At 46.3% G+C, this 26,482-nt stretch carries 23 protein-coding genes; 15 read left to right on the top strand and 8 right to left on the bottom strand.

Features of this window, described 5'->3' with window-relative positions; genetic code table 11:
* The first annotated feature begins 306 nt into the window (after positions 1–306).
* From B2739_RS10890 to B2739_RS10845, 10 genes are all read left to right on the top strand, one after another.
* The gene (locus B2739_RS10890) at positions 307–1,584 is read left to right on the top strand and encodes an efflux RND transporter periplasmic adaptor subunit (RefSeq protein WP_331345894.1); all 1,278 of its coding nucleotides are present in this window, start codon (positions 307–309) and stop codon (positions 1,582–1,584) included.
* Between the two features lie 17 nt (positions 1,585–1,601).
* On the top strand, positions 1,602–2,372 hold the full coding sequence (locus tag B2739_RS10885) for an ABC transporter ATP-binding protein (protein ID WP_331345893.1): 771 nt from the start codon (positions 1,602–1,604) through the stop codon (positions 2,370–2,372).
* A gap of 14 nt (positions 2,373–2,386) precedes the next feature.
* Positions 2,387–3,700 (top strand): ABC transporter permease, encoded by a 1,314-nt coding sequence (locus B2739_RS10880; RefSeq protein ID WP_331345892.1) that lies wholly within the window; start codon positions 2,387–2,389, stop codon positions 3,698–3,700.
* An 18-nt stretch (positions 3,701–3,718) separates the two neighbouring features.
* Positions 3,719–4,924, top strand: coding sequence for an ABC transporter permease (locus tag B2739_RS10875; RefSeq protein ID WP_331345891.1), 1,206 nt, complete (start codon positions 3,719–3,721; stop codon positions 4,922–4,924).
* A gap of 15 nt (positions 4,925–4,939) precedes the next feature.
* Complete coding sequence (locus B2739_RS10870) at positions 4,940–6,307, top strand: sigma-54 dependent transcriptional regulator (protein ID WP_331345890.1); 1,368 nt, start codon at positions 4,940–4,942, stop codon at positions 6,305–6,307.
* On the top strand, positions 6,291–7,634 hold the full coding sequence (locus B2739_RS10865; protein ID WP_331345889.1) for a sensor histidine kinase: 1,344 nt from the start codon (positions 6,291–6,293) through the stop codon (positions 7,632–7,634). The genes B2739_RS10870 and B2739_RS10865 overlap by 17 nt, the downstream gene beginning before the upstream one ends.
* Positions 7,635–8,050: 416 nt before the next feature.
* Entirely contained in the window at positions 8,051–8,371 is a 321-nt protein-coding gene (locus B2739_RS10860) for a hypothetical protein (protein WP_331345888.1), read from the top strand.
* A gap of 139 nt (positions 8,372–8,510) precedes the next feature.
* A complete protein-coding gene (locus B2739_RS10855) occupies positions 8,511–8,945 on the top strand; it encodes an acetyltransferase (RefSeq protein ID WP_331345887.1) in 435 nt (144 codons plus the stop codon).
* Between the two features lie 153 nt (positions 8,946–9,098).
* Positions 9,099–9,386 carry a hypothetical protein gene (locus B2739_RS10850; RefSeq protein ID WP_331345886.1) on the top strand — a complete coding sequence of 96 codons (288 nt, stop codon included), beginning with the start codon at positions 9,099–9,101 and terminating at the stop codon, positions 9,384–9,386.
* Positions 9,387–9,660: 274 nt separating this feature from the next.
* Positions 9,661–10,155 carry a hypothetical protein gene (locus B2739_RS10845; RefSeq protein ID WP_331345885.1) on the top strand — a complete coding sequence of 165 codons (495 nt, stop codon included), beginning with the start codon at positions 9,661–9,663 and terminating at the stop codon, positions 10,153–10,155.
* Positions 10,156–10,409: 254 nt separating this feature from the next.
* On the opposite strand, the gene B2739_RS10840 is transcribed toward B2739_RS10845, so the two are convergent.
* The gene (locus tag B2739_RS10840; protein ID WP_331345884.1) at positions 10,410–11,639 is read right to left on the bottom strand and encodes an MFS transporter; all 1,230 of its coding nucleotides are present in this window, start codon (positions 11,637–11,639) and stop codon (positions 10,410–10,412) included.
* A 161-nt stretch (positions 11,640–11,800) separates the two neighbouring features.
* Between B2739_RS10840 and B2739_RS10835 the strand changes: the two genes are divergently transcribed.
* A complete protein-coding gene (locus B2739_RS10835; protein ID WP_331345883.1) occupies positions 11,801–12,592 on the top strand; it encodes a helix-turn-helix transcriptional regulator in 792 nt (263 codons plus the stop codon).
* A gap of 34 nt (positions 12,593–12,626) precedes the next feature.
* On the opposite strand, the gene B2739_RS10830 is transcribed toward B2739_RS10835, so the two are convergent.
* The 4 genes from B2739_RS10830 to B2739_RS10815 form a co-directional block, all read right to left on the bottom strand.
* Entirely contained in the window at positions 12,627–13,400 is a 774-nt protein-coding gene (locus B2739_RS10830) for an EAL domain-containing protein (RefSeq protein WP_331345882.1), read from the bottom strand.
* Between the two features lie 12 nt (positions 13,401–13,412).
* Entirely contained in the window at positions 13,413–14,726 is a 1,314-nt protein-coding gene (locus B2739_RS10825) for a PAS domain-containing methyl-accepting chemotaxis protein (protein ID WP_331345881.1), read from the bottom strand.
* A 342-nt stretch (positions 14,727–15,068) separates the two neighbouring features.
* Positions 15,069–16,172: an AraC family transcriptional regulator ligand-binding domain-containing protein gene (locus B2739_RS10820; RefSeq protein WP_331345880.1), complete on the bottom strand. Its 1,104-nt coding sequence runs from the start codon at positions 16,170–16,172 to the stop codon at positions 15,069–15,071.
* A gap of 16 nt (positions 16,173–16,188) precedes the next feature.
* Entirely contained in the window at positions 16,189–17,133 is a 945-nt protein-coding gene (locus B2739_RS10815) for a GGDEF domain-containing protein (RefSeq protein WP_331345879.1), read from the bottom strand.
* Between the two features lie 212 nt (positions 17,134–17,345).
* On the opposite strand from B2739_RS10815, the gene B2739_RS10810 reads away from it, so the two are divergent.
* The gene (locus B2739_RS10810) at positions 17,346–20,108 is read left to right on the top strand and encodes a TonB-dependent receptor (RefSeq protein WP_331345878.1); all 2,763 of its coding nucleotides are present in this window, start codon (positions 17,346–17,348) and stop codon (positions 20,106–20,108) included.
* Positions 20,109–20,193: 85 nt separating this feature from the next.
* Positions 20,194–22,143, top strand: a complete 1,950-nt coding sequence (locus tag B2739_RS10805; protein WP_331345877.1) for a phytase — start codon at positions 20,194–20,196, stop codon at positions 22,141–22,143.
* Between the two features lie 49 nt (positions 22,144–22,192).
* Here the strand turns inward: B2739_RS10805 and B2739_RS10800 are convergent, their stop codons facing one another.
* From B2739_RS10800 to B2739_RS10790, 3 genes are all read right to left on the bottom strand, one after another.
* The gene (locus B2739_RS10800; protein ID WP_331345876.1) at positions 22,193–22,669 is read right to left on the bottom strand and encodes a GNAT family N-acetyltransferase; all 477 of its coding nucleotides are present in this window, start codon (positions 22,667–22,669) and stop codon (positions 22,193–22,195) included.
* On the bottom strand, positions 22,669–22,962 hold the full coding sequence (locus B2739_RS10795) for a hypothetical protein (protein WP_331345875.1): 294 nt from the start codon (positions 22,960–22,962) through the stop codon (positions 22,669–22,671). Before B2739_RS10795 ends, B2739_RS10800 begins: the two co-directional genes overlap by 1 nt.
* 122 nt (positions 22,963–23,084) lie before the next feature.
* Entirely contained in the window at positions 23,085–23,633 is a 549-nt protein-coding gene (locus tag B2739_RS10790) for a gluconokinase, GntK/IdnK-type (RefSeq protein ID WP_331345874.1), read from the bottom strand.
* A gap of 113 nt (positions 23,634–23,746) precedes the next feature.
* On the opposite strand from B2739_RS10790, the gene B2739_RS10785 reads away from it, so the two are divergent.
* Together B2739_RS10785 and B2739_RS10780 are read left to right on the top strand one after the other, a co-directional pair.
* Positions 23,747–24,784: a LacI family DNA-binding transcriptional regulator gene (locus tag B2739_RS10785; protein ID WP_331345873.1), complete on the top strand. Its 1,038-nt coding sequence runs from the start codon at positions 23,747–23,749 to the stop codon at positions 24,782–24,784.
* Positions 24,785–24,821: 37 nt separating this feature from the next.
* The gene (locus B2739_RS10780) at positions 24,822–26,465 is read left to right on the top strand and encodes an MFS transporter (protein ID WP_331345872.1); all 1,644 of its coding nucleotides are present in this window, start codon (positions 24,822–24,824) and stop codon (positions 26,463–26,465) included.
* Positions 26,466–26,482: the final 17 nt, after the last annotated feature.

Raw genomic sequence — 26,482 nt, 5'->3', positions numbered from 1 at the left:
CTTCAAATAGTTTGAGCGGCGCGTAGGTTGGGCAGCCATGCCCAACAAATCTATTTAATCACCAAAATGTTGGGCATTACTGCCCAACCTACATAAACGCAACATTTCCTTCTTCCCATATCTCACTCTCACCACCTGTCCGCTTCGTTCAAATTAACCGCAGCGGACACATTCTTCGGACACTCGGCAGTCACTCAATATCGCTACGCAAATAAATAACTTCTTATAAAACATCGGGTTAAAAATTTTCTGCGCAGTTGGTACGGGCTTTGAAGTACTAAAGCAAAAGTCCCTGAGTGATGTTGTATGAATATGAAAATTGCTGATACCTCTGCGCAGGATCTTATGCTGGGTCAAGCGAGCCGCAAGAACAGGCGTATTGTTATTGTGGGCGCAGTGGCGTTGCTGATTGGTGTTGTTGTGTCGGCGTTTATTTATGTGGCCGATGTGTCTATGTCGGGGTTGGTGGTGGAGCGGTCTGCGATTCGCGTGGCGACAGTCGAGCGTGGCACCTTGGTGCGTGAAGTGGTTTCCCAGGGAAAGATTGTGGCAGCCAATAGCCCCACTTTATTTAGCCCCGAGCAGGGGTATATCGATCTGGCGGTTAAGGCGGGCGATACGGTGGCGCGCGATCAAGTGCTCGCGACTATTGTCAGCCCGGATTTAAATGAATTACTCGCGCGGGAAACGGCCAACCTCACACGTATTGATGCCGATCTTGGCCGCCAAAAAATAGAATCAAAACGTCGCAAATTGGAGCTGGAGCAAATCATCGCCATGGCATACGTCAACGAAAAAGCCATGATGCGCGAAAAACTGCGGGCGGATGAAGCTATCAGCAAAAAACTTATCCGGCAGCTGGATTACGAAAAAGCGGTGGATGATCTGGAGCGAGCCAAATTGGAGTTGGCGCAAGCGAAACAAAATGGTGAGCTCGCGAATGAGTCACTGGTGTTTGATGTTGAATCACTGGAATTGCAACTCAAAAGCCAACAACTTTTAGTGGATGCGTTACAACGGCGTGTGCATGAATTAACGATCAGATCACCGGTGTCCGGCATGGTGGGAAATGTTCAGGTGATCAACAGGCAGGCCGTTGCCGCCAATCAAGCGCTGATTACTGTTGTTGATTTGAGTGCGTTTGAAGTGGAGGCGATAGTGCCTGAAGGATTTGCCGATGACATAGCGCCACTTATGGAGGCAGAAATTACGTTGGGGGGAGCAGCTTATCCCGGCATGGTTACCGCTATATCGCCCGAGGTGGTTAACGGTGGTGTCAGTGCGCGCATTCGTTTCACCGATGTGTTGCCTGAAAATCTGCGTCAGAGTCAGCGTTTGACTGCGAAGATTTTTTTGGAAAACAAACCCAATGCGCTCATTGTTAATCGCGGTTCATTCTTTGATAGTTTCCGTGGCTATGTTTACAAATTGCAAAACAATAAAGCACTGCGTGTGCCTGTGGTGATCGGTGGTTCAAGTCTAAAGCACATTGAAATTATGGATGGTTTGCAAGAGGGCGACAGCATCATCATTTCTTCACTTGCGACGTCCGCCACTGATGAACAAATTTTGATAACAGATTAATTTCAGGAGAAAGCTCCATGTTGAAAATGCAATCCGTAAAAAAAATATACCGAACCGACATGATCGAAACCCATGCCTTGCGTGATTTTAATCTGGAGGTAAAAGAGGGTGAGTTTGTCGCCGTGACCGGCCCTTCAGGTTCTGGCAAAACGACTTTTCTTAATATCGCCGGATTATTGGAAACCTTTGAAGAAGGGCAGTATTGGTTGGATGGCCACGATGTTAGCCGCTTAAACGATAATGTTCGTTCAAAATTGCGCAATGAAAAAATCGGATTCATTTTTCAGGGGTTCAACCTGATTTCTGATCTCAACATTTTTGACAATGTGGATGTTCCACTGCGCTACCGTGGGTTTTCCGGCGCGGAACGAAAAAAGCGAATTAATAATGCGCTGGAGATGGTGGGGCTGGCCGCGCGCGCGCGCCATTTGCCGTCACAATTATCGGGTGGGCAACAGCAGCGGGTTGCAATTGCACGTGCGCTTGCCGGCGAACCTAAATTTTTACTGGCGGATGAGCCAACCGGTAATCTCGATTCATTAATGGCGCGACAAGTTATGGAGATGCTTGAAGAGATCAACAAAAACGGAATGACCATTGTAATGGTGACCCACGATCCGGATTTGGCGCGGCGCGCACATCGCAATATACAAATTGTAGATGGGCAAGTCACCGATTTTAAAATCTACGAATCTTATGCCGATGCTACAAAAAATGCAGATGGCACCATCAAAACTTCAGATCATGAAGAAAAAAACGAAGAGAAATTGACGGCTAATACTCTTTAGTCTGGAGCGAAAAAATGTGGAAATATTATTTGCGGTTGTCATTGCATAGCCTGCGTAAAACTCCGACCTTGTCGCTGTTGATGGTGCTTGCCATCGCAACCGGTATCGCTGCCAATCTAACAATTCTCACCATGCATTCTGTGGTGTCTAGCAATCCCATGGCGCATAAAAATGACCGAATTTTTGCTGTGCAACTTAATTCATGGAATCCCGAACGGGAATACTTCAGCCTCAACGCCATTCCACCGCAAGTCACTTATCAGGATGCCAAAGCGCTTTATGACGCAAATGTCGCTGAGGATATTGTCATCTCACGTAAAGTGGGTGTGACTATTCAGCGCCCGGAATCGTCCGAATTGCCATCGGCTTACAATACACGCATGACCACGCGTGATTTTTTTAGCATGTTTGATGTGCAATTTATTTATGGCGGCCCCTGGAGTAAAAACGCGGATGACAGCCCTGAACATGTAGTCATTATTAGTGAAGGTATAAACAATAAATTCTTTAAAGGCGCGAATAGTTTGGGGCAGGTTCTGTTGCTGGATGGTGAATTATTTACGGTAGTGGGTGTGGTCAGTGAGCGATGGCAGCTGGTGCCCAATGTGTACGATTTGAATAATATCCCATTTGAAGCCGCGCCCGATGCTTACATTCCGTTCTTTCACTCTGCCGCCAAGCCCTACCAAATTTGGGGCAATGTTCAGGGGTGGTCAGATGAAAACATACGCAGTCATCAGGATTTTTTACAGAGCGAAACGATTTGGATTCAAGCCTGGGTTGGACTTAATTCAGCGGAGAAGCGTCAGGAATTCACCCAGTTTCTGGAAAATTATATTGCCACGCAAAAAGAGCAAGGCAGATTCAAACGATCGCCGGGGTATCAGCTGAATACGCCGCAAGAATGGTTAAACATTAATAATGTGGTCTCCAAAGATAACAAACAATTATTAATGCTCTCGTTTGTGTTTCTTATGATTTGTTTGGTCAATAGTACTGTTTTGATGCTTGCAAAATTTCTGCGCAAAGCACCGGAAGCGGGTATTCGGCGGGCGCTGGGCGCGAGTCGTTACTCTATATTTTTCCAGCACTTAACCGAAGCCTTTATCGTTGGCGCTGCGGGTGCTTTACTCGGTTTACTTATGTCGTTCGGTGGGCTCGCCGCTGTGCGCGCGCTTTACAGCAATTACGAAAATGTTGCGGTCTTTAACGGTGTGACAATTGCCGCTGCTGTTTTACTCGCGTTGGTGGCAAGCCTGTGCAGTGGTTTTTTACCTGCATGGCGAATTAGTCACGCCGCGCCTGCCAAATATCTAAAAACCCGATAATAGCCTCAGGATCATTTTATGTTAGATCTCATACCGATTATTAAAAGCTTGTGGCGCAATAAAACCGGGCCGCTGCTGATTATTCTTCAGTTGTCACTCACCATTGCCGTGGTGAGCTCGGCATTATTCGTCGTCAGTGAGCGCATCGCAAAAATTGAGCGTCCCAGTGGATTAGTGGAAGACGAATTATTCAAGTTATGGATGCGGCAAAATTCACCCGACTCAGACATGGAGCAAATCGTGAAGCGGGATATGGAAATTATTCGCGCAACTCCAGGCGTTATTGATGCAACACCTATATCGACTGTGCCGCTATCTGGTTCCGGGTCTTCGGCATCACTCTACACAAGCCCGGAAAACAAGCTCGCCGATTTTTCTACTGCGATCTATGAGATGACCGAGCATAGTTTGTCAACACTCGGATTGGTACTAATTGAAGGGAGAAACTTCAATGCCAATGAAATCAATTTTTTTGCGCAAGAGAATACACCCGAACAGAGCGTTGCTATTCTTACTAAAGATCTTGCCGAGAGAATGTTTTCCGATGAGTCCGCTGTAGGTAAAACGGTCTATATGGGAAATTTGCAATTGACTGTTATCGGTGTTGTCGAACGCTTGATGGGGCCCTGGCCGGATTCTGAATTCGCCGCTAGCGCAACAATTCTTCCCGAGATTAGTAAAGACAACTCTATCAATTATCTTGTGCGAACCAACCCTGAGCAGCGGGATGAAATAATGCTCGCGGTGGTTGAAAAGCTACGCGCAATCGACAGCACGCGTTTGATTGGCGATGAAAAATCAGTGAAGCAAATACAGCGCGAAACCTACACCAGCGATTATGCAATGATCAAAATTTTATCATTCGTAATATTTTTGCTGACATTCGTTAACGCCTTGGGGATTTTTGGCCTGACCACGTTTTGGGTAACCCAGCGTCGCAAACACATTGGTATCCGGCGCGCGCTGGGTTCTACCAAGGCGGGGGTTATGCGCTATTTCATGCTGGAAAATGTCACCTTGGTGGTATGCTCTGCAATTGTTGGTAGCACAATCGCCTATGTGAATAGCAGCTACATGGCACGAACCTATGGTATGGAGCTGCTGCAAATAGAATATGTGCTGATAACTGTAATTTTTTTGCTGCTGGTTACTTTATTGGCAGCCTATTCGCCGGTTCGAAAGGCTGCGCAGATTTCGCCTGTTGAAGCTGTCTCCAATGTTTAAATGTGTGTGGGATGTATGCCAAAAGAATCCGCTCAAAAAATTCTGATTGTTGATGACAATCCCGCTGTCGGAAAAGCACTTCATTTGTTGCTTGACGTGCATGGTATTGCTGCTGAAATTGCGCTGACACCACAAGCGGCGACCAGGCGTTTGGAAGAAGATGGCAGCATCGCTTTGGTTGTACAGGATATGAATTTTTCCGAGGACACTACCTCGGGGCAGGAGGGCAAGGCGCTGTTTTACAGCCTCAGGCAAATTCGGCCTGATATCCCCATCATTCTGATCACCGCATGGACGCAACTTGAAACCGCTATAGAGTTAGTGAAGAACGGTGCTGCGGATTATATCGCCAAGCCTTGGGACGATATTAAATTAGTGACCACGATTAAAAATTTATTGGAACTGGAAGACTTGCAACAGCAGCAGCGATTGCAAGCGCAAACCTTGCTGGCTGAAAAAGCACGCTTGTTAGCAACCGCGAATCTTTGTGGGCTTATTTACCAAAGTGCTGCGATGCATGCATTAGTCAGCCTTGCGGTAAAAATTGCCCGCGCGGATGTACCGGTACTGATCACTGGCCCCAATGGTTCAGGCAAGGAAAAAATTGCGCAAATTATTCAGGCAAATTCGCGCGTAAACACCGGGCCGTTTGTGTGTGTCAATGTCGGCGCATTACCGCAGGAATTAATAGAGGCGGAATTGTTTGGTGCAGAAGCGGGGGCTTATACCGGTATCAGCAAAAAGCGTATCGGTCGCTTTGAAGCAGCGGACGGAGGCACTCTCTTTCTTGATGAGCTGGGTAACTTGTCGGCATCGGGGCAGGCAAAGTTGTTGCGGGTTTTACAATCTGGAGAATTTGAGCGGTTGGGCTCAAGCGAAACCCGTCATTGTAATGTGCGGGTTATCAGCGCTACCAACACCAATCTTGAACGCGCGATTAAAAACGGTGAATTTCGCGAAGACCTGTTTTATCGCCTGAATGTGTTTGAACTAAAAGTTCCCGCTTTGGTGGAGCGTAAGGATGACATATTGCCGCTTATACACCATTTTCTTCGCGGGCAGGCGCAACTGGATCATTCGGTTTTGCATGCATTGCATTGCTACCCTTGGCCGGGAAACGTTCGTGAATTGGAGAACGCCTGCCAGCGCGCGCTGATTTTGAACGAGGGAGGAAAGCTGCAGCTCAACGATTTTGGTTTGCCCATTAATGACACCACACTTGATAATTACAAACCTGTGATCGCAGAACCCTCGCGCGAGGTTATCGAAATGGTGCTAAAACAAAATCAGGGTGTTGTTGCCCAGGCAGCGCGACAATTGGGTTTTTCACGTCAAGCTCTCTACCGTCGATTGGAAAAATATCAGATTGAACACAATCAATAGAAAATTCTCCCTCGAAGGAAAACTCAGCGCGATAGTGGCGCTATCGGTCACCCTTGGCTTGTGCATTCTTGTTCTGTTCTCAATATTCATCGATGAGTTGCTGGTAGCGTTGTTAATCGCTCTGCCAATATCGTTGGTGATTTCGATCTGGCTAGTGCGTAAATTAGCGCAGGATCACAATATCAAAATTGCCGCTATTCATAACGGTATGCTGAACCTGATGGATAACGATTTCAGCGTAAGTATCGCCAATACAGGGAGGGACGAGTTAAACGAAATCATCGCCATTTTTAATCAGCTATCTGAAAAATTGCGCAATGAGCGCCAGCACGTTTATCAGCGCGAATTACTGTTGGATATGGTGATTCAACATTCCAACATGGGGGTTGTACTCATTGACCAAGAAGATCGCGTTATTTATTCAAATGGTTTTGCAAAAGATATTCTCAACGCTGGCAAGCCCATTAATGGATTGTACTTTTCCGATGCTATTAAACTGACATCTGATTTGCTGAGGGAAATTATCTCCCAGCGCAAGGAGGGTTTATTCAGGGTGAGGGAGAGCTCGGGGGATGAGCTTTATCACATTACCACCGGACGTTTTATTCTTAACGCACGCAAGCATGAGGTGCTGCTGATCAAGCGAATGACCTTTGAACTCCATCGTCAGGAGGCTGTGATATGGAAAAAAGTGATTCGCACCATTACCCATGAACTCAATAATTCGTTAGCACCCATCTCTTCAATGGCGCATTCCGGGCAGCTATTGGTCGAACAGGAAAAATACAATCAGTTGAGCGTCGTTTTCGAAACTATCGGTGAGCGCGCCCAGCATCTTAAGCACTTCATCGATGGCTATGCGCGGATTGCCAAACTGCCAATGCCTGAAAAGAAAATAGTAGATTGGTCTGAATTTATAAAAAAACTGTCAGTAGCGTTGGAATTTTCTTTTGACGGAAATGTACCCGTCAGCCCGGGGTATTTTGACCCGGTGCAGATTCAGCAAGTGATTACCAATTTGCTAAAAAACGCACATGAATCCGGTTCAGCTGCAGATCAAATATGTTTGACGCTAGAGCAAAACAGTCAATACAGTGTGCTAAAAGTGTTGGATCGCGGCACAGGTATGTCTGCCAACATTATGGAAAATGCATTGCTGCCCTTTTACACCACCAAGCAATCCGGTAGCGGAATAGGTCTGTCTCTCTGCCGCGAAATAGTAGACGCTCATGGCGGATATATTTCCCTTGAAAACCGCAAGGGTGGTGGGCTTTGCGTGAAGATATTACTGCCGAACGCTCCCGAAGGCGCACCCACCACCCGTTAACACCGACAGTGCGCGTGTTTAAGGATTGTTTGGTACAGCGTGCCGCACTGATTTGCGGGTGGTTTAATTGGGTTAGAGTAATTTTTTTGGTTACCCATGAGTGGTGAAAATAATTTGTGACGTTATGCGTTGTAATAGAATTGTCTGCAAATAAGTGATATTCGTTGGCATTGTGCCATTAGGTTGCTGATGAGCTTGCGAACCGCAACAGACTCCTGAATGAAATACAATAATGACGTGCGACTGGAAGATGTTCTATTAAATTACTTTTAAAACTTGGATGGAAAAATTCTATCTAAGTAAATTGTTATGTTGAAAAGCATATAGGCCGAGACGTTAACTTGGCGCTATGAAAATTTTTAGAATCATCTATATCATGGGTAAGGTTTGTTAAAATAACATTTGGCATTTATTCTATGAATAACTTGAAAGAGCGCTTTATAAAGCTATGCAGAGGTTCTCCCCCTAGTGAAATTGAAGAGTTTGCTCACCAAAAAAGGTTGCAGAGCTTAGGTTTTAGCATTAAAAGAATTTCAATATTCGCAATAGTTGCTTTTTCATTTGTGGCAATTTCAATATTATTGAAACCTGAAAAATACCCAAATGAAAAACCTGTTGAGCTTATCTTAATGTGTGGTTTTTCAATTTCGTTTTTGCTTATATTTGGTTATTTCTATTCCCGTGGAGTGAAAAAAGCTCTAGAAAGAACGTGGAAGTGGCGTAAAAATAAAAAATAACAAAGTGCTCCAACTCGCGCACTACGTGCTCTGGACAGTTTGTAAGTCGCGGCTTTGTGGTTTTGCTGCGCAAAAATATTCCGCAAAACTACAACTTACAAACTGCCTTTGTATACGGTGTTATATTCCTAAGGTACATATGAAAATCGACACAGCCACAAAAAGCGATTATTTGGCACTAATAGAAATCTGGGAGTCATCAGTGCGCGCCACGCATGATTTCCTAAGTGAAGAAAACATAAACTATCTTAAACCTCGAATACTTGAGCACTATTTCGACGCAGTGGATCTGCGAGTTGCTAAAGATGAAAGCAATACAATCGTTGGCTTCATTGGGGTCGCAGAACAAAATGTTGAAATGCTTTTTGTATCTCCATCACACAGAAACAAAGGCATCGGGTCCTTCTTACTAAAAAATGCCATAAAAAATCAGGGCGCGCGAAAGGTTGATGTGAATGAGCAGAATCCTAATGCAACCGGCTTTTATGAGCATTTAGGTTTCAGAGTAATTGGCCGCTCCCCACTAGATGGACAGGGAAACCCATTTCCACTGCTCCATTTGGAGTTGACCTGAATATAACAAATCGCTCAAGCACCGCGCACTTCGTGGCTGGACAGTTTTTTAATCGCAGTTTTGTGGTTTTGCTCTGCAAAAAATAATCCACAAACCACAATTTACAAGCTGCCGTTTTATACGGTGTTATTTGCAATAGGAGTTCATCTTGAAATGAAGGAATTATTCACGTTCTTGGTTGATTTTGATGGTGGAACTTTTATATCTCAGTATCAGGAAGAGAGTTTACAGGCGGCTACTTTGAGTTGGGCAGAGAAGCTTGATTCTCAGGTTTTTCCTGACATTACAGAAAAAGCTTGGTCTGATTTAATTGCTCAAGTCAATGAGCCAGACAATCAGCCTGTTGCTGTGAGCGGATTGAAAAATGTTTGGTGCTCTAGCTATTTGGTAGGCAGTACCGTTTTAATTGTTCATATTGTCAGCACAATAGAATGCACATAACAAAATGCTCCGACACGCGCACTGCGTGCGCTGGACAGTATTAAGTCGCAGTTTTGTGGTTTTGCTGCGCAAAAGTAAACTACAAAACCACGATTTACAAACTGCCGTTGAGCACTGCGTTATATTAAAAACCTAGTGAATAAAATAAATGCTAACTAAAGAGTTCGATAGTATTAACTATAAATTAGGGATTGAGTATTTGGAGCCTAAAGGGTTTTAATACAAAAATGGGAATTGGCACATTCTGAACAGTGATTTTCAATTATCTTTCATTTTGGCAAAAGAAAAAAATGCTTCTCATTTTCAAGTTAAATACCTAACTGTGGCGTTAAGGCATGTGAATGTTCCACTGGGAACAGAAAGGGTAAAAGTTTCAGCTTTTCAAGATATTGATCGAGCCTCGCCAGTTCAAATATCTCCATTTAAAATTGGGTCGTTTATAGAGTCAGGCTTTAATTCATCTGTATGGAAGTATATTAATCCCCTTGGTCAACAAGGAATGTCTTTTAATAATTATCATCCAATCTACTACGGTGGCCGAGAAATCCAAAGCCAAGAATCATTAAATGTATTCGGTGCGGAGCTAATAAATGAACAGGAATCAATTGAGTTGCTATCGCAAGCAATGCGTCAAGTTGCCGAATATAGTTTGCAATGGGCGCAGTTTATGACCCCAAAGGAAATTGTTCGTCAAATCAACGAAAATGGTGAAAATTGGTGGATTGAAAAAGAATGGGTTAAAGCTTATAGCGAGACTTTTTCACTCTAAAAGCAATATAACAAGCGACTGTGGTAAATGCTGCTACGCCTTGCATCAAATCAACAATGTATATTGACCTTGGTGTTATCTCAATTTCCTATTTTGGCTGATCGCTAGCATTGATCTAAAAATAGTTTTGAGCTGCGCGTAGGCTGGGCAGCTATGCCCAACAAATCTATTCAATCGCCAAAGTGTTGGGCATTGCTGCCTACACGGCGCGACCCAACCTACAAAATAAATTTCCGAAATCAGTTTGCGGCGAGTTAATCCCGTTTCATCGCAGGCAACAACACCGTCACTATCCCGATCAGCGGCAGATAAGCGCAGAGATCAAACATATACTCAATCGATGTCGCATCGGCAATTGCGCCCAAGCCTGCTGCGGCAATTCCGCTAATACCAAACATCAATCCAAAAAATACGCCGGAGATCATGCCGATTTTGGTGGGGACTAATTCTTGTGCGAGTACCACTATTGCCGAGAAGGCGGACGATAAAACCAAGCCGATCACGACTGATAACACCGCCGTCCAGAATAAATTGCAGTAGGGAAATAACAATGTAAAAGGCGCAGCGCCGAGGATGGAGATCCAGATCACCGCTTTACGCCCAACCTTGTCGCCAATTGGCCCACCGGCAAAGGTACCTACGGCGACTGCCGCTAAAAATAAAAACAACAATAATTGTGCGTTAGCGACGGAGGTGGAAAATTTTTCCATCATATAAAACGTGTAGTAGTTGGTGAACGCTGCCATATAGATGTACTTGGAGAACACCAAAATTGCGAGCACCGTTAATGCACCGGCAATTTGCGCGCGCGACAGATGGGCGAAGTGCGGATTTTTTTTTGTGCTCTTGAGCGATGCGCGCGAGCGAATTGTCCAACGGCTTACGTTAAATAAAACTGTAAAACCCAAAATCGCAAATAGCGTAAACCAGCCAATTGCGCCCTGACCTTGCGGCAAAATAATCGCGGCAGCGAGCAGCGGGCCAAATGCAGAGCCTGCGTTGCCGCCCACTTGGAAAAACGATTGCGCAAAACCAAAGCGCCCGCCCGATGCCATACGCGCAACGCGTGAAGCCTCAGGGTGAAAGGTGGATGAGCCCAAGCCGATCATGGCCGATGCGATCAGCAGCCAAGTGAAGTTACTCGCCAGCGCCAACATCACCAAACCGCACAGGGTGAATAGCATTCCGGTAGGCAGCAAATAGGGTTTTGGGTGTTTATCCGTATACAAACCAATGCCCGGTTGCAGCAGCGATGCCGTCATCTGGAAGGCAAGGGTAATCATGCCGATCTGGGTAAAACTCAGAGCGTAATCGCTTTTTAGCAGCGGGTAGATCGAGGGCAAAATCGCCTGGATCAAATCATTCAGCAAATGCACAAAACTCACAGCGCCTATGACCGGCAACACGGTTTTGGTGGGGTCAAATTCGACTGGCGTGAGGGGCTGTGTAGAAGGCTGCACAGGAATGGATTCCATCTGACTCATGTTGGTTGCTATCTCCACAAATACTGACTTGGACAAACGGGGCATTGGCAGTATAAAGTGCTGCAAAAAGCAGAAATGACATAAACTATCGAATAAGTGACAAGCTGGTTTTGTTGGGTCTCACCAACCAGTTTGTGAAGACTTATGCCTTTGAGGACGCTATGACAAATACGGTTATGCCGCGCAGCCCGGAAGCCTTGCAGTACGTTCCGCGCCCCATCGTCGCCTGGGGTGGCCACTATGCCAATGGCGATGAAATTCCGCCGCACACCCATCCGCGCGCACAACTTTTATATGCCGTTGAAGGGGTGATGCGCGTGATTACGCCCAATAGTGTGTGGACGATTCCCTCGCACCGGGCACTTTGGGTACCGCCACAGGTGGAGCATCACTCATTCATGATGAGCGACTTGGAAATGCGTACACTCTACGTCAGTGCCGATGTTCCGCTCTCACTTGGAAAAGAATGCCGCGCAATTTCAGTATCGGGATTACTGCGCGAATTAATTTTAGGTTTGCTGCAAGAGCCTGCGGAATATCCTATTCCCGGGCGCGGCGAACATTTAACCGCATTGATTTTGATGGAGATTGAGCGCGCGGCAACGCAAGCGGTTGAAATTCCCTGGCCGCAAGACCGCCGTTTGCAGCGTGTTTGCCAATGGGTGATGGATGAACCCGGCATCAGACGCACGATTGAAGAATTGGCCGATAGTGCAGGCGCGAGCGCGCGTACATTAATCCGTTTATTTCCTAAAGAGACGGGTTTGAAATATCACCAGTGGGTTCAGCAAGTGCAGTTGGCAGAAGCGCTCTGCCGCTTGGGGCGCGGTGAGGGCATTGCCCGCATCGCCAGTGAATTGGGCTATGCGAGCCCCAGTGCATTTTCAGCCATGTTCAAACGCAATTTTGGAGTAACGCCTAACCATTATTTTTCCAAACATGTGCAGCCTTAGCGGGCCATCTCAAGCGAGCAAACTCATCGAACATTCAGCGCGCGTGAAAAACCTCTGCAGGAACGTCGGCAAGCGCTTCAAAGGCGGGGCGTGCAAAATAATAGCCTTGGAACAATTCAATCCCCATATCGCGCAGAACCGAAAACTCCTCGTAGCTTTCTATTCCCTCTGCAACAACGGTCATATTCAGTTCGTTGCACACATGAGTAATGCCGCGGACGATAATTTGGCTTGAACGGCGTTTATCGATATCGCGCAGCAATGCCATATCCAATTTCATAATATCGGTCTGGATCTCTGCGAGCAGGTTTAACCCGGCATAGCCTGCACCAAAATCATCGATAGCGGTTTTAAAACCGCGTTGGCGATAGTGATCAACAATATTGCGCAGATGCGCAAGGTCATCGACCTTTTCACTTTCGGTAATTTCAAAAATAATTTGTTCAATAGGGAAATGGTATTTTTCCGCTGCGGCAAGTGTTGCGCGAATACATAATTCAGGCCGATAAACCGCATTGGGCATAAAATTAATACTGAGCAGCGATTTCATACCCAGCTCGGCGGCTAATTTGATTGCTTTGGTACGGCAGGCCTGATCAAACCGGTAGCGGTTTTCATCATTAACATGAGCAAACACAGAGCCTGCACCCTCGTTGTTTAAACCCCGCACCAGCGCCTCATGGGCATAAATTTCGCGCGTGCGGCTGTTAATGATGGGCTGGAACGCCATGGTAAAGTCAAAGTCCAGGCCTTCGCCATTGTTACATTCTTCACAGCCCATTGGGCGACAGGATGATTTTGGTTTCATATGTTAGTGAGCTTAGTCAGACAGTGTTTTATTATCAGTGAGTTTGGCAACCGCAAGGCTCACATTGCTTGCTCCATTCTTAATCGATTCAATTGCATTAACTGCATCATGAACTAATGTATTGCCTTCTTCAGCTTGCTGGCGGGCGGTTGCCATACTTGTCATTACTTGTGAAGTCAGCTCGCCATTTCGGTGAACAACCTCCTCAATTTCAATTGTCGATGTGCTAGTGCGCGCTGCAAGGCTGCGAACCTCATCAGCAACTACCGCAAACCCTCGTCCATTTTCACCAGCACGAGCAGCTTCGATGGCGGCATTTAATGCTAGTAAATTGGTTTGATCCGCAATGCTGCGGATGGTGTTTACGATCGCTGAAATTTGTTTTGACTCATTTAAAAGCTTTTCAATTAAAGAAGATGACTGTACCACTTCATTAGCAATAAGATTCGAGGTTGATGCAGTCCGGTGTAAAAGTTTCTCACCTTCCTGTGCAATTTTTAATGTTTCATCGGCGGTTGCTCTGGCCAATTGACTGGCGAGATAGACCTCTTCAGCATGTTGAATCCGCTTGGTGATATCGCTGGCGAATTTAATAATTTTAACTACATGTCCGTTTTCGATAATCGGACTATAAGTTGCCTCAAGCCATATGGTTGCACCTGATTTCGTATGGCGTTGAAATTTTCCCTGTTCAAAGTGCCCCATGGATAATTGTTGCCAAAAATTGGGGTTGTGTTGATAAAAGTCTTCATTGCAGAAACGACGATGATGATGGCCTATGATTTCTTCAAGGCGGTATCCCATTGTGGATAAGAAATTTTTATTGGCCGTTATAACCACCCCATCGGGGGTGAATTCAATGACGGCCATCGCTTTATGCAGGGCAGTAATAATTGCTTCATTACTTTTATTTTTGGTAACTTGCTCAGTTATATCTTTTGCTATTTTAAAAACTCGTGTCACTTTTCCATTTTCCACCACAGGAAAATAGGTTGCTTCTAACCAAACGGGCTGATGAGCTTTTCCGAAGCGCAAAAATGTTCCTTTATATGAATTTCCCAAGCCAAGGGAGCGCCAAAAGTCTTTGTATTCATGGCTGTGAATGTAATCTTCTTCACAAAATATACTGTGGTGTTTCCCTTGGATTTCATCTTGAGTGTAGCCAACTGCAGAAAGAAACATGTCGTTAGCAGCTAATATATTGCCATCGCATGTGAACTGAATAATTGGAATGTTTTTACATAAAGCCTGAATGAGTGCGTCTGAGGCATTTTGCTTACTTTCCAATTCCAACAGCTGCTTTTTTAACGCTGAATTAAAAAACATCAAAATTCTCTGGATTGAATGTCAATAACGATAATACGTATGAGATTAGAATCAAACGCGTGTTGTTTATCTCTGACTAGCCGGGTTATCTAAAGGCCTAGTGTATATACCATTGCATTGAAAAAGCCTCGGTCGAGGCACTGCCGCAGATATCAGGGGTGTAGGTTTTGTAAAGTCATATGTGAGTTTAGTTGCACTTCTGGAAATCCGCCAGTCGAGGGTATGGCATGAGTGGAGGCGGTATCTGCCGGGCTTTGAGGGCCGGATTATTTATTGGGCAGCGGCTTTACAAAGAGGGGTGGAGTGCGTTGCTGTGTTGCTGTAAAGGACTGTAAAGTCGGTTTATGCTTTCGGCTTTACAGGGGCTCCTGTCCATTTTTTAAAGGCGCGTCGTAAATTAGCGACATCATAGAAATGCAAATTCTGTGCGATTTGTTCAGTTGACCACATGCCTTGGTCTAGCCACATCAGGGTTAGGTCTTTGCGCACCTGATCATATTGAGCCTGGAAACAGCTGTTATGTTTTTTGAGTTTGCGTTTAAAGCTGGCGCTGCTCATCCCAAAATCTGCTGCGCTCTGTTCAAGGTTCGGTGCTTTGTGAGTTCGGCTGTGCATGTTGCTGCGTATATTGTTGTGAATGTTGTTATGAATGTTGTTATGAATGTTGCAGCGCAGATAATCATAAACCTCAACCAAAAAACCTTGCGCTACAGCTGCCTCTTGCCATTGTGTTGCTAGCTGTTGTTGCGCAGAAATCAATAGCTCAGGTGAGGCTTCCAGCCAGGGGCGATGTAAATATTCGCGTGCGATAGCCATCGCATTCAGTGGGGCATTGAATTGGATATTGCCGGGCAAATGCACATGGTATTGCTCAATATAATCCGGTTTACTGCTACAAAAATAAAATCGCCAGGGTACATGTGCGTTGGACTTCCAGCGCGCAAGTGAGCTGAGGGCAGTGGCGATCATCTCCAATAAAAAGTGTTGGCACTCTGCAGCGCCGCAGCTGTCTTGCCAATAAAGCATCAGCGTTTCTTTTTGGTAATCCAGCCGCGCTTTTAATAAAGGACTGAGCAAGCTGTTGTAGCGGATGAATATATCCAACGCTTCTTGTAAGTTGTGCGCATTCGCAAGAGCGGTATGGGCAGGATCGTATTTGTCCAGGAGCAAGCGGCTGCCCAGCAAAAAAGCCAGATCATGGTGATGGTTATATTTTTCTGCATTGTGGATTAACTGGAAACATTGTTGCGGTGATAGAAGAACATTTTTTTGTGCAATATCATCGCGAAAAATTCCAGTGCCGCGCAGTAGCTTGTGTTCTTCGATACCGCGATTTAACGCCAGCTCTATTAATGTGAGTGGCCAGCCCTGTGCGGAAACCAGCGGCGTATCAATTTCAATATAGGCTTGTGGTTTGTGGGCTGCGTGTGCATCGGTTGTAGCCATAATGGTAATCCTGTTATCAGGCCACATATGGCAATGTAATTGATTGTTCTTTTGCGCGTTTTTCTTTTTGGTGGAGCAGGGCAATCGTTGCGCGCTCGATCAGTGAACAGGCTGTATCCGCCACGGGCTGATCGTTATTGGTCAGTGCAATACCAATACTCACCGAGTGAAACAGGCTTTCGTCGTGATTAAACGGTTTGTAAGCAAAATGCTGCACGGCATTGGCAATTTCGGTTGCGATTTTCTCGGCCATTGAGCGGCCCGTGTTAGGTAGTACTAATGCAAACCGGTCACCTGCGTAGCGGCATAGTAAATCGTTGCGTCGAATGTTAAGTAACATTAATTCGCTCAGACACTGCAGTAAATGATCACCTTGTTGGTGTCCGTAATGGCGATTGGTGTGACTGAAATTATCGACATCAATAAATAACAGTGCGAGCGATGTTTCGGTTGCGCGCTGCTCTGCGAGTGATTGGCCGAGTTGCGTGCGCAAATAACTGGCGCCGCTTAATGTGGTCGTGAAATCCAGACCGCGATGTTCGCGAAATAAACGCTCGCGTTTGCGCAGTTGCTCGGCCAGTAGCAACTGCTCTTTGTGCCATTGGTAAATGCCCCAGGTTAACAAGATCAGGCCGACCGGCATAAAACCCGACTCCAGCCAGTGATCCCATAGTGCGTTATCGGGGAAGTGGATAAATTCATCCAACCAATCCTGAAACCCTGCAATAAATATCGCCCCTAACCCCAGGCTTAATAATTGGGTGACGCGCCCGGTTGGTCTGCTGTGCAAAATTAATAGCAACCAGACCAGCGCCAGAAATGCCAATCCGCCCTCACCAATAATATCCAGCCAATTCCATTGGTCGTAGGGTTTGAGATCGCCACTTACCAAACTGCCGATCAGCGCAATATTGGCAGCGAGCGCGAGACACAACAGTTTCCATTTATGCAATCTGAGCATTTTCGTTATCCGGTTTAACCATAATGACCCGACACCCTTAACAAAACGATGTGACATTTTTATTTCAGTGGAAATGTATTTTGGGTTCTCTTTAAAAGAGGCAAATCAGCTCAGGCTATTTAGCGATAGTGGCAAAAAAGGTAACAGAAGTGTCATAGAGCATCCCTAGTTTGGTGGCAACTGAAACCACTAACCGTGCTTGGGGAATGATTGTGAAAAAGTCTGCAAACAAAATCGCCGTTAAAAAAACGATGTTGGCAATCGTTATTGCGGGTATTGCTGCGCATGCAGTAGCCGATGGCCGTATTGAAGGCCAAATCAAAACCACTGAAAAAGGTATTGCATTGCAAGGTGCAAAAGTTCGTATTCAGGAATTGAATCGCGAAGCCGTGAGCCAACGCGATGGTCGCTTTGTTTTTTTGGATGTTAAGGCAGGTAACTACACTCTGGTAACCAGCTACATTGGTGCCGACAATGTAGAGCGAAAAATTGTTGTACAAGACCAGAAAACCACGCGTGAAAATTTCAATCTGATCGGTGTATCCGGTTTGGTTGAAAATGTAATTGTGATCGGCCAAGCCGCCGGCATTAATAAATCGCTCAATAAGCAGCGCAGCGCAGACAATATTATTACTGCCGTGTCAGCGGATTCGATTGGCCAATTTCCGGATACCAACGTATCGGAATCGCTGCAGCGTTTGCCGGGCTTATCCATTGAGCGCGATCAAGGTGAAGGCCGTTATGTGCGTGTACGCGGCATGAGCCCTGATTTTAATGCGGTGACGATTAACGGTGTTGGTGTCCCCGGCCCGGATGCAGATCGCCGCGCAGTTGCGCTTGATGTCATTCCTTCTGATCTTCTGGAAAACCTGACCGTTACCAAAAGTGTAACGCCGGATATGGATGCCAATTCATTGGGCGGCAGTATTGATGTACAAAGTCTTTCGGCATTTGATCGCGATGGATTTTTTTATCAATTCACAGCAGAAGGCAGCTTTGATGAAAACACAGAGCAGACCAGCCCGAAATTGGCCGCAACTGCCAGCAACCAATTCAGTATTGGCAATGGCGAAAATAATCTTGGTGTGGCTTTGGGTGTGAGTTCATTCAAGCGCGAGTTTGGTTCCGATAACGTGGAAACCGGAGGCAGCTGGGATTTTGAAGACGGTGAAGCGCGCGTGGAAGAGTTGGAGCAACGCGATTACCGCATTACCCGTGAGCGCTCGGGCGTAACCTTAAACCTGGATTACAAAGCGAGCGATAACACCGATCTTTACTGGCGCAACCTGTACAGCGAATACACCGATTCCGAAATTCGTTTGGCCAACGTTATCGAATTTGAAGATGCGGTTGCCGAGGGTGAAACCGGTACTGCAGAAGTACAGCGCGAATTAAAAGACCGTGTAGAAACGCAAAAAATTCTGTCTACCTCGCTGGGCGGCCAAACCCGTTTGGATAAATGGACGGTGGATTATCGCGCGGCATACAGTAAATCCAGCGAAGACGAGCCACAAAATATTGCCGGTGCGGTTTTTAAAATTGATGACGATGTGATTGCCGATGAAGTGTTTGATCTGTCGCTATCGGGTACGAAAAAAATTCACATCACTGCGCCCGCTGAATATTATCAAAGTGCCAGTTATAAATTGGATGAAGTTGAATTGGGGGCGACCAACACCAACGACGAAAGCACCAGTGTGAATGTGGATTTCACCCGTGAATTGGAATGGGGGAGTAACCCCGCGCAAATTAAATTTGGTGCAAAACATACTGAGCGTGAAAAAGATAATGATGTAGCAGTATGGGTGTCCGAAGATTTTATTGGCGAGACCTCGCTCAGCAATTTTGCCGATAACGATGTTGATTACACGCTTGGCCAATTCGGTTCACAGATTAATGCCAAATCGGTAAAAGCTGCGCTGGGTGAAATAGAAATTGACGAAGTCGAAAGCAGTATTGGCGATTATGCAGTAACGGAAGATACCAGTGCGGCCTACATTATGGGGCGCGTGGATATTAACGATTGGTGCATACTCACCGGTGTGCGTTATGAAAATACCGATTTTACCGCGCAAGGTTTTTCTTATAACAGCGAAGACGATGAAACTAGCAGTCAGTCATTTAGCAATTCCGATGATTATTTTTTGCCAGCACTGCATATTCGCTACAGCATTGACGATAAAACCCAAATTCGCGCGGCATGGACTAACTCAGTCGTGCGCCCCGGTTTTGCGCAATTATCTCCCGGCCGTTTGATTGAAGAAGATGGTGGCGATATTGAAGCCGAGTTTGGTAATCCGTATTTGAAATCGCTGGAGTCCAGCAATATTGATGTGGGTATTGAACATTATCCCGGCGTAGCCAGTGTGCTATCTGCCTTTGTGTTTTACAAAGACATTGATAATTTTGCCTATCAAACCGATTTGGGCGGCACGGCGGGTTATGAAGAATTTGATAAAGCCTTTACGTTTGTGAACGGGAATTCTGCCGAGTTATTGGGTATTGAATTGGCTGCATCCAAACAATTTACCCAATTACCTGCACCTTGGGATGGCTTGTTGATTGGCGGTAATGCGACCTTCGTTGACTCTACTGCAGAAATTGGTGGTTATGACGATGGCGAATTTATCGCGCGCGATATTCCTCTGCCAAGCCAATCAGATACTTCTGCGAATTTTATGATTGGTTATGAATCTGAAAAAATCAGTATGCGTTTATCAGCCAATTATAAATCCAACTATTTGCTGGAAGTGTTGGAACCTATGGAGGCAGATTATGACGCTTATGTGGACGACCAAATGCAATTGGATTTTTCGTTGCGTTATTACCTGACCGATTCCATTAAGTTGCATTTTGAAGCGCTTAATCTGACTGATGAAATTTATTATTCCTATGTGAAATCACCAGGGTACAACGCGCAATACGAAAGTTACGGAGCGACTTACAAACTCGGTATTACATTTATGCAATTTTAATTCTGAATTAAGTATTGCCTTATAGCATGGATGCTTCTGTTGGGCCTTAATGGTTAAGGCTGTATTTCATAAAAAGGTTTTGATTATGATCCATTTGCGTACGTTGTTAACTGCCTGTGTGCTGGGCGCTGGTGCAACAGTAATGGCTATTACTGCATTGGCAAATACACCTAATAATATGCCTGCGTCATTCGCGCCGGTTTTGCATGCGCCTTTGAATGTGCTTTATCAGCAACAACCAACTTATTTGAGTGTGGGCAACACTATTGATTGGCGCGATGCGCAGGGGAAATCCGTTGCACAATTAAAGCAGCCTGCGGAATTTATTGACTGGCGTTACCCGGTCAGTGTCGAGTCAAACGGAAAAAAACAGGACGCACTGGTTGTTGCTACCGTTTTTTTACCTGAGCAACAACCGGGGTTGGTTGTGCTCGATCCTGTTACCGGTGAATTGCGCGAACTTCTGCGTGTACCGACACCGGAATTTAAAATTGAAAATATTTGTTTGAGCCGCGCAGTTGGCCAGCATTTGTCATTGTATTTATTGGATGAACGAGGCACAGCAGAGCATTGGTTAGTGGTGGATGCGGCGGGCAATGCCAATGCCAGATTACTGCGCCGTGTGCCGGTAGCGCCCAACAGCAAAGCCTGTGCAGTGGATGATGAACAGGATTTATTATTTATTGCTGAAGAAGGTGTCGGTATTTGGGCGCTCGGCGCATCGGAAGAATCGCAACCTGATCGTAAAATTGTGGATATGCAAAAGCCTTTTGGCAAATTATCGGGCGGCGTAGAAGCACTCGCTGTTTTGCCGCAAGGGTTGGTGGCTGCTATCGCGGAAGAAAAACAGCTGGCTGTGTATTCCACTACCAAGGCCGCATTTGTACAGAAACAGTTGATCGAATTGCAGGAAACCGATGAGCCGGAGCTGGTAAAAGCGGTTTATCGTGCAGCTAAAAAATCCGCCTCCATTATTGTTGGCGATGAAAAAACCGGTAATCATCATGTCGATTTACCATGGCAAGCCACAGCGCCGTCTTCGTCTGTTTATCCCATTGTGTCGGTGACGCCGGATGTGCAAACCGAACCCATGTTGCGCTTTGGCGATGCGGCAGATGATCCGGCTATTTGGGTCAATAAAAAACATCCGCACAAAAGCCGTGTTATTGGCACGAACAAGCAGCAAGGATTATTTGTATACGATTTACAAGGCAAGGAAGTCCAGCATTTCAATACCGGTAAATTAAATAATGTGGATGTGCGTTATGGCGTTGCTGTTGGTAATAAACGTGTTGATATCGCGGTGGCAACTAATCGCGATGACAACAGTTTGGCGATTTACACTATTGATCCTCGCTCGGGAAAGCTCACCTTTTCCGGCAGTGTAAAAACCGATTTGGAAGAAATTTACGGTTTTTGTTTGTATCAATCGCCAGCACAAAAAACTTACGCTATTCCCAATGGCAAGAGCGGCGAATTTCAGCAAATTGAATTAACCGCCGTTGCTGTGGGTAAAAATAAAATCGAGTGGAATGGAAATGTCGTGCGCCGTTTTTATGTTAAAAGCCAACCCGAAGGTTGCGTGGCGGATGATAAAAACCAGCGTTTGTTTATTGGCGAAGAAGATACTGCACTCTGGACGCTCGGCGCTGAGCCTGCCGCTGGCAATACACCGGAATTAGTATTGGCTGCGGGTGATATTCTGGTGCCGGATGTAGAAGGTGTCGGTGTTTATCACGGCAAGCAGCACGCTTATGTGGTGGTATCCAGCCAGGGCAATAATACCTTTGTGGTGATGGATGCATTGCCTCCATTCAACGTGCGTGGCCGCGTGCGTATCGATATGGATGCGGATAAAAATATCGATGGCGTATCAGAAACCGATGGTCTGGAAGTGAGTTCCGCGAACTTTGGAAAATTGTTTAGTGAAGGGCTGTTGGTAGTGCAAGACGGTCACAAGGTCATGCCGGAAGCGCCGCAGAATTTTAAATATGTGGATTGGAAAAAAATCCGCTCAGCTCTGAGCCTGGAATAAAAAACGCGTTGCCATAAAAAAACAGCGCTTAATCGGCGCTGTTTTTTTATTAATTTGGGTTATCGGGTTGTACGGGTAAATACCACTCCGGCTTTAACGCATAACCTTTTTCCACATCGCCACGGAAGCCTAATTTTTCGTACACCCTATGGGCTTCTACCCGCTGCATCCCTGACAGCAACATCACTTTGTAACAATTTCTTTTCCATGCCAGATCAATTGCAAAACGCAGCATGCGTGTACCAATGCCTTTGCCACGGCAATGGCTGTTAGTGATCACATGTTCAATCATGGCAAAAGGTCGGGCACCATTGGTTAGCGTGGGAATGAGACCCAACATGCAACTGGCAATAAGTTGTTGGTTTTCCTCTACCACTATGAGAAAGATATCAGGGTTGGTGAGCAGCTCGTGTAGTGCGTTGTCTGCTTGCGCTACCGATAGTTCCGGATCATGCGGGCGTAGCTCGCGGTAGAGTGCAAGCAAGCCCGCGAGGTCTTCGCGGGTTGCCAAACGAATCATATCCATTACTGACCTTTGCGCGATTCGCGAATATAAAAGCGCGCATCTTTTGCCTGGTTATAGCAGTTATCGAAATTTTCTACGGTTTGCATAGTGCGCGCCGAGGTGATCAAGCCAAAGGCTTTGGTGTAACTGATCGTGCCGCTAAACCCTTCTGCTTTTGCAATGGATAATTCGCTCCAGGCTGCTTCAAGTTCTTTATCACACGCGCTGCGATATTGGGTTTTGGCTGCGCAGGCTGAAAGCAAGAGGCTGGTGATCAATAGCGTGCCGGTCAATACACGTTTGGTGTTGGACATTGCTGACTCTCCGTTAAATGAACCTTGTCGCCAAGGTGTTTTACCTGACTATTTTGATAAGGTTCCCGCTTAAGAGTTCACATTCTCGCTTGTGCAATGACTAATGCCAAGCATTGGATTGGCTACCGATAAAACGCGCTGTCGACAACCGCGATCGCCTGTGCGAGCACTTGCTCAAACGGTGCTTCTACATCAATTGTGACCACATCACTTTCCTGCGTGGGATCTTCCAGGCTATCAAACTGGCTGTTCACCAAGCTGGGTGACATGAAATGGCCTGCGCGATTATTAACGCGTGTTTGTATGGTGTTTTTGTCGCTGTGCAGGAATAAAAATAATGTCTTCAATCCCGCTTTGCGCAGCTCATTGCGGTGCGCTTGTTTTAATCCCGAAAAGGCCAGTGTGGAATGTTGCTGGGTGCGTGCAGCATCGCGGAAATAGTCGCGCATGCGGATCACCCACGGCAGGCGCATGTCATCGGTGAGCGGTTTGCCGCTCGCCATGTGGTCGCGCGCCTCCTGGCTGTGAAAGTCATCCCCATCCCGATACTGGTAGCCATAGTGTTCTGCCAAGGCTTTGGCGAGCGTTGTTTTTCCACTGCCGGAAACCCCCATCAGAATGATCAGATGGGTGGTGGCATCGGGGTTGGATAGAAGGGGTTTATGAGGCATTGGCTGTGGATTCCGGAATTTTAGCGCAAGTGATACGATTAATCTCATGATAGCGCAATCATTTTGCTTGTGCTATGGTGACGACGAAATAATGGCAGATGCAGACATTGCCCATGAAAATAGCGAAAAAAGACAGCATAAATAAGAAAATTACCCTCACAGATGTTGCCGACCTTGCCGGTGTTAGTGCAATCACTGTGTCGCGGGTGATTAACCAGCCAGAGAAAGTGTCTGATGCTTTGCGCACTCAGGTACAGAAAGCCATAGATTCATTGGGCTATATCCCCAACCAGCATGCCAGCTCCCTGGCATCGTCCCGCTCGCGGGTCATTGGTGTTGCGATCCCTTCGCTGAGCAACATTGTGTTTACTGATGTATTGCGCGGTATTTATGAGGTTATGGGGCAAGCGGGCTACAAAGTTCTGCTGGTCGATACCCATTACTCCCCCTTGGAAGAAGAGCGGATGATCCGAACCTTGCTCAGCCAATCGCCAGAGGGGTTGATCATTACTGGCGGCGACCAGACCAAAGCCTGCCAACAATTCCTGCAGAAAGCGCGTATCCCCATTGTGCAGATCATGGAATTGTTGCCCGATCCAATCGATATGAATGTCGGTTTTTCCCACACCAAAGCGGGTTATGACGTGACCGCCCATTTGTTAGCGCAGGGATATGAGCGCATAGGTTTTATTGGCGCGCGTATGGATCCGCGTGTACAGCAGCGGATGCAAGGTTATAAATCGGCGCTTGAGCAGGCCGGGAAATATGAAAAAAATTATATCGCCACTACTCCTGAGCCCTCATCAGTTTGTGCGGGCGGTGAATTATTCAAAAGCGTCATGGCATTAACCAATGGAACTCTGGATGCGATTTTCTGCGCGAACGATGACCTGGCATTGGGCGCTTTGTTTGAAGCCCAGCGCATGAATATCAATGTGCCGAAAGACTTGGCTATTTGCGGCTTTAACGATACCGAAGCCGCCGCCTATGTAAATCCATCGCTTACCAGTGTTTATGTTGGGCGTTATGAAATGGGCGTGAAAGCAGCTGAAATGATCATCCGCGTGTTGGAGGAGCATGACATCGAATCAAAACACGTCGATATGGGATACATCATCCGCGAGCGCGCCTCTACCCAGCGATTGGCGTAAATCTGCCGGATAAACATGCATTAAAAACTGGAGAGCAATGGTGAATACGCAAGAATCCCCTGCAATGAAAAATGATCGCCTTGCCAAACTCAGTTGGCGTGAGCGAATTGGTTATGGTTTGGGCGATGCCGGATTTAATTTTTATTGGGCGATCATTGGTTCTTATCTCGTCTTTTTTTACACCGATGTTTTTGGTATTGGCGCTGCAGCAGCGGCAACCATGGTGACGGTGACAAAAATTATCGATGCGATTACCGACCCTATCATTGGCGGCATTGCTGACCGCACCAATACCCGGTGGGGAAAATTCCGCCCATATCTACTGTGGGGTGCCCTGCCAATGATGGGGGCGGGAGTGCTCACCATGAGTACTCCCGATCTGGATGAAACCGGAAAATTAATTTGGGCTTATGCAACCTACAGTTTATTAATGCTCTGTTACACCGTGTTGAATATGCCGTACAACTCGTTATCGGCAGTGCTTACCGGCAACGTGCAAGAGCGCAATACGCTCAACAGTACGCGTTTCTTTTTTGCGTATTTCAGCAGCATCATCGTCGGTGCAGCCACACCGGAACTGGCCGAATATTTTGGCGATGGTGACCGCTACTCGGCCAAAGGTTGGCAACTGACCATGGCGATCTATGCAGTGATTGCATCCTGTTTATTTGTAGTTACCTTTTTAACAACGCGCGAACGCATTCAGCCGGCCGCTCATCAAGAAAAAACCAATCCTCTGAATGACCTAAAAGATTTATTTATCTGTCGCCCCTGGATGATTCTATTTGTATTGGCATTGGTATTCATGATCGCCATGACCCTGCGTGGCAGTTCAGCCGCTTATTATTTCCGTTACTTTGTCGAGCGGCCGGATTTGTTGGGTAACTATATTGGTTTGCAAATGGCAGGTTTGATGGTGGGAGCAATGATGGCATCTACCGTGACCAAATATGTGGATAAACGCAAACTGATGATGTGGTTGATGTGTGTGGTTGCCGTATTGTCGATTGCATTTACGTTTGTTCCCAAACCGGATCGCCATGGTGTGGTAGATATTACCGTTAATGAGTCAATGCAGCTGGATGCGCAAACACTACTGGGTTCCGCGCATCAGGATGGTGATCAATATCAATGGCTGCGCCATGACAAAATTTTCTGGATTATCAAAGAGCGCGTACCTCTTGCGGAAACCGGTGCAGGGCTCACGCTTGAAAATGCCAAAGGGCAGGTGATCAGTGTTATCCGCACCCGCGCGGATGGTAGCGAACAAGACAGCGCAGAATTACCTAATGAAATTCTATTGATGTTTGCGTTCAATATTTTGATCAGCATTGCATTGGGTTTTAAACCGCCAATCACCTGGGCGATGTATGCCGATGTGGCCGATTATAACGAGTGGAAAAATGGTCGCCGTGCAACGGCTATGACATTTGCGGCAACGACATTCTCACAAAAAATCGGTAGTGCGGTCGGTTCTGCGCTGATGCTTTCTGTATTGGCAGTGATGGGCTATCAAGCAGGGCAGATGCAAGCCGGCGCATCGCTCGACAGTATTGTGTACATGCAAACTATTGTGCCGGGAATGTTTGCGCTGCTTACGGTGTTGTCTTTGGTGTTTTACAACCTGACAGACAAGCAAGTTGAAAATATTCAACACGAATTATCGTCTCGAAACAATTAATGGGTTATTGGGTTTTC

Source organism: Cellvibrio sp. UBA7661, assembly GCA_002483365.1.
Classification (GTDB): domain Bacteria; phylum Pseudomonadota; class Gammaproteobacteria; order Pseudomonadales; family Cellvibrionaceae; genus Cellvibrio.
Note: the sequence above shows the minus strand (reverse complement) of the source record. Positions and strands in the feature narration are given on the sequence as shown.

Bases quoted from the DNA above. Each gene is read 5' to 3' on its own strand.
- B2739_RS10795 (WP_331345875.1), bottom strand. From the start codon at position 22,962: ATGTCCAACACCAAACGTGTATTGACCGGCACGCTATTGATCACCAGC.
- B2739_RS10885 (WP_331345893.1), top strand. From the start codon at position 1,602: ATGTTGAAAATGCAATCCGTAAAAAAAATATACCGAACCGACATGATC.
- B2739_RS10790 (WP_331345874.1), bottom strand. From the start codon at position 23,633: ATGCCTCATAAACCCCTTCTATCCAACCCCGATGCCACCACCCATCTG.
- B2739_RS10870 (WP_331345890.1), top strand. From the start codon at position 4,940: ATGCCAAAAGAATCCGCTCAAAAAATTCTGATTGTTGATGACAATCCC.
- B2739_RS10820 (WP_331345880.1), bottom strand. From the start codon at position 16,172: ATGGCTACAACCGATGCACACGCAGCCCACAAACCACAAGCCTATATT.
- B2739_RS10825 (WP_331345881.1), bottom strand. From the start codon at position 14,726: ATGTTTTTTAATTCAGCGTTAAAAAAGCAGCTGTTGGAATTGGAAAGT.
- B2739_RS10780 (WP_331345872.1), top strand. From the start codon at position 24,822: ATGGTGAATACGCAAGAATCCCCTGCAATGAAAAATGATCGCCTTGCC.
- B2739_RS10785 (WP_331345873.1), top strand. From the start codon at position 23,747: ATGAAAATAGCGAAAAAAGACAGCATAAATAAGAAAATTACCCTCACA.
- B2739_RS10875 (WP_331345891.1), top strand. From the start codon at position 3,719: ATGTTAGATCTCATACCGATTATTAAAAGCTTGTGGCGCAATAAAACC.
- B2739_RS10835 (WP_331345883.1), top strand. From the start codon at position 11,801: ATGACAAATACGGTTATGCCGCGCAGCCCGGAAGCCTTGCAGTACGTT.
- B2739_RS10840 (WP_331345884.1), bottom strand. From the start codon at position 11,639: ATGAGTCAGATGGAATCCATTCCTGTGCAGCCTTCTACACAGCCCCTC.
- B2739_RS10850 (WP_331345886.1), top strand. From the start codon at position 9,099: ATGAAGGAATTATTCACGTTCTTGGTTGATTTTGATGGTGGAACTTTT.
- B2739_RS10830 (WP_331345882.1), bottom strand. From the start codon at position 13,400: ATGAAACCAAAATCATCCTGTCGCCCAATGGGCTGTGAAGAATGTAAC.
- B2739_RS10890 (WP_331345894.1), top strand. From the start codon at position 307: ATGAATATGAAAATTGCTGATACCTCTGCGCAGGATCTTATGCTGGGT.
- B2739_RS10860 (WP_331345888.1), top strand. From the start codon at position 8,051: ATGAATAACTTGAAAGAGCGCTTTATAAAGCTATGCAGAGGTTCTCCC.
- B2739_RS10815 (WP_331345879.1), bottom strand. From the start codon at position 17,133: ATGCTCAGATTGCATAAATGGAAACTGTTGTGTCTCGCGCTCGCTGCC.
- B2739_RS10800 (WP_331345876.1), bottom strand. From the start codon at position 22,669: ATGGATATGATTCGTTTGGCAACCCGCGAAGACCTCGCGGGCTTGCTT.
- B2739_RS10805 (WP_331345877.1), top strand. From the start codon at position 20,194: ATGATCCATTTGCGTACGTTGTTAACTGCCTGTGTGCTGGGCGCTGGT.
- B2739_RS10880 (WP_331345892.1), top strand. From the start codon at position 2,387: ATGTGGAAATATTATTTGCGGTTGTCATTGCATAGCCTGCGTAAAACT.
- B2739_RS10855 (WP_331345887.1), top strand. From the start codon at position 8,511: ATGAAAATCGACACAGCCACAAAAAGCGATTATTTGGCACTAATAGAA.